6 protein-coding genes are annotated in these 3002 nt (G+C 47.8%); 5 read left to right on the top strand and 1 reads right to left on the bottom strand.

Going from position 1 to position 3002, the window contains the following annotated elements; genetic code table 11:
- The 4 genes from DKW60_RS23345 to DKW60_RS23355 all read left to right on the top strand — a co-directional run.
- Positions 1-288, top strand: a 288-nt coding sequence (locus DKW60_RS23345; protein WP_281271884.1) for a nucleotide-binding domain containing protein, incomplete at its 5' end; no start/stop codon positions are given.
- 26 nt (positions 289-314) lie between these two features.
- Complete coding sequence (locus tag DKW60_RS24565; protein ID WP_425451376.1) at positions 315-680, top strand: class II aldolase/adducin family protein; 366 nt, start codon at positions 315-317, stop codon at positions 678-680.
- A gap of 7 nt (positions 681-687) precedes the next feature.
- Positions 688-912 (top strand): class II aldolase/adducin family protein, encoded by a 225-nt coding sequence (locus DKW60_RS24570; protein WP_281271885.1) that lies wholly within the window; start codon positions 688-690, stop codon positions 910-912.
- Complete coding sequence (locus DKW60_RS23355) at positions 912-1685, top strand: hydroxypyruvate isomerase family protein (RefSeq protein ID WP_109840041.1); 774 nt, start codon at positions 912-914, stop codon at positions 1683-1685. The genes DKW60_RS24570 and DKW60_RS23355 overlap by 1 nt, the downstream gene beginning before the upstream one ends.
- Positions 1686-1798: 113 nt before the next feature.
- Here the strand turns inward: DKW60_RS23355 and DKW60_RS23360 are convergent, their stop codons facing one another.
- Positions 1799-2338, bottom strand: a complete 540-nt coding sequence (locus DKW60_RS23360; protein ID WP_109840042.1) for an NADPH-dependent FMN reductase — start codon at positions 2336-2338, stop codon at positions 1799-1801.
- A gap of 130 nt (positions 2339-2468) precedes the next feature.
- Between DKW60_RS23360 and DKW60_RS23365 the strand changes: the two genes are divergently transcribed.
- On the top strand, positions 2469-3002 hold a 534-nt coding region (locus tag DKW60_RS23365), incomplete at its 3' end, for a LysR family transcriptional regulator (RefSeq protein ID WP_146203567.1).

The raw sequence follows: 3002 nt of genomic DNA on the forward strand, positions 1-3002 counted from the left end.
GCACGTTTTGGTCGCGAAGCTGCTGCTGAAGCGTTGGAGAGTTTCTTTGCTGAGACTGCCAAAGTGTTAGTCGCGGATGGCGTGACCCGATTATTAGTCGCAGGTGGGGAAACCTCCGGTGCGGTAGTGGAAGGCTTAGAGCTGCAAACTCTGGAGATTGGTGTTGAGATTGATCCGGGTGTACCGGCGTTACGGGCTAGTGAGAATCTGGTGATTGCTTTGAAATCCGGCAACTTTGGTGCTGAGGATTACTTCAAAAAAGCCGCTGCGATTTTGGGAGACTCGTAATGAGCGATACCAAGCTTAGAGATGATATGTGCCAATACGCCAAGTCATTGTTTGATCGTGGATTAACCGGTGGCAGCAGCGGCAATATTTCCGCAAGAACAGCGGATGGTGGTTTGTTGATTTCACCTACTGGCTCATCATTTGGCGCACTCGACCCTGAAAAACTCAGTAAATTTAGCGGTGATGGTCAGTTCCTTAGTGGTGATAAACCGACCAAAGAAATTGCTCTGCACAATGCCTTTTATGACACGCGCTCAACGGCTGGTGCGGTGGTGCATTTACATTCCTGTCACTCCGTTGCCTTGTCCATGATGCCAGAGGTTGACCCTGATAATTTTCTGCCGCCATTAACCGCTTACTCCATCATGCGTTTGGGCAAGGTGGTNNGGTGACCCTGCCATGGGCGATGCGGTGCGTGGATTAGCAGGTAAGCGCAGTGCGGTGATGCTGGCGAATCACGGGCCTGTGGTAGCGGCTAAAGAACTAGAGGCCGCGGTATATGCCATCGAGGAGCTGGAAGAAACGGCAAAGCTGGCGATGATGATGCGCGGATTCGAGCCTAAAATGTTGACGCCAGAACAGATTCAGGATGTTGTGACACACTTTAATGTGGAGTGGGATTGATGATTAAGTATTCAGCTAATTTAGGTTTTCTCTGGAGTGAGTTATCCCTTCCAGATGCGATTCGTGCCGCTAAAAAAGCAGGTTTTGAAGCGGTGGAATGTCATTGGCCTTATGACTATGATACTTCAGAGATCAATAGCGCTTTGCAGGAAACGGGCCTGACCATGCTTGGTTTAAACACCTTCCGTGGTGATGTGGCTGGGGGTGAAAATGGCTTGTCTGCGGTAACTGGCAGAGAAGCAGAGGCACGTCAGTATATTGATCAGGCTTGTGAATACGCTGATGTCATTGGCTGTGAGAAAATTCATGTCATGGCGGGTTTTACTGATGGTGGCGAGGAAGCTGAAAATACTTTCCGAAGCAATCTCAAATACGCCTGTGAAAAAGCCGCACAATACCAGCAGACCATTCTCATCGAACCACTGAACCTGCGCGATGCACCGGGCTATCATTTATCAAATATTGATGCCGCGATTGAGACGGTTAAAGCGGTTGGCTGCGATAATATCAAAGTCATGTTTGACTGTTATCACATACAGATTATGCAGGGTGATTTGATTAAGCGGTTGGAAAAAGCCATGCCTTATATTGGGCATATTCAGATTGCGGGTGTGCCGGATCGCGGTGAGCCAGATCAGGGTGAAGTGAATTATCAGGTGGTGCTAGCGGCGATTAGTGAGTTGGGATATGACGGTTATATTGGGGCTGAGTATAAACCCCGCACCACGACGGATGCAGGGTTAGGGTGGCTTGAGAAGTTGCCGCCTTATTAAGATAAGTAGGCTTGGTTCGTTATATCCTTGGGTAGAGTCCAACCACTTCAATAAAGTAGTGGACTCTGCTTGCTTCACTCTCTCCACGCGTGCAAGAGAGCTAACCTGAGTCGTTATTTCAGTTGACTAAGCAGCTGAATCAATACATCACGAATCTCAGTATTGGTGATCACGCCGTTTTCTATATCGAAGTTGTCGTAAAACGAAGGCACAGACAAGCTACCTCTAACGTCCATTCCAAAGTATGGCGCGCTATCAGTCGCTGTTTTTAATACATTTACCGCACCACCTTTACCCGGAGAGCTTGCCAATAGTAGTGCTGGCTTATCTTGATAAACCTTCATATCAATGCGTGATGTCCAGTCGAACAGGTTCTTATATGCCGCACTGTAAGTGCCATTGTGCTCAGGAAATGAAATCAACAGCGCATCAGCTTCACCGATCTTTTGGTAAAAACGTTTTGCTTCATCAGGAATGCCATTATCCGTTTCACGATCAGGGCGGTAGAGCGGCATCTCAAAGTCATTCAGGTCGATTACCTCTGCTTCAACGTCAGCTTGAATGCCATTTTTGAATTCAGCAATAGCAGCCTGAACAAGCTGTTTATTGATTGAGGTTTTGCTGTTACTGGCAGCGAAGGCGAGAATTTTCATGGTGTCTACTCAATAGATTGTTTGTTATGTTGTGGGCTATTTTAAACTGTGCGGATATGATACTAAAGATCGATAATGGCGCAGGTGATGCGCATATATGTGTCAAGTAAGCGGGAGTCATCACTAAGTAATGGATAAATGGACTGAGATGCGCAGTGCTTATTTAGTGGCAAAATTGGGAACGATTAGCGCAGCAGCAGATGCTTTGGATGTACACCGTGCAACCGTGAATCGGCATATCGAAACGCTGGAGCAGATACTGGAAACCAAGCTGTTTCAGCGACATGCCCGGGGTTATACACCAACGGATGCCGGACGTGATTTGTTAGAAACAGCCGGTCGGGTTGAGGAGATGTTTGCGGAATTGGCGGGGCGTAATCACGGAAGAAATAGCCAGTTCTCCGGTGATTTGATTTTGACCTGTCTATCGGGGTTTGTGCCATTGATCATGCCTGCTATCAGTCAGTTTCGCACGGCTTACCCTAAAGTCACTTTGCATGTCATGGCAGAAAATCGTTTGGCGCGCCTTGAGTATGGTGAGGCACATGTGGCATTAAGAGCAGGCCCCAAGCCAGAGGAAGCCGACTATGTTGTGCAACCGTTTCATCAATTACGCTTCGCGCTTTATGCTCACAAAAGCTATCTGCAACAATACGGAAAGCCG

This window comes from Leucothrix pacifica (assembly GCF_003172875.1).
In the GTDB taxonomy this organism is placed as follows: Bacteria; Pseudomonadota; Gammaproteobacteria; order Thiotrichales; family Thiotrichaceae; genus Leucothrix; species Leucothrix pacifica.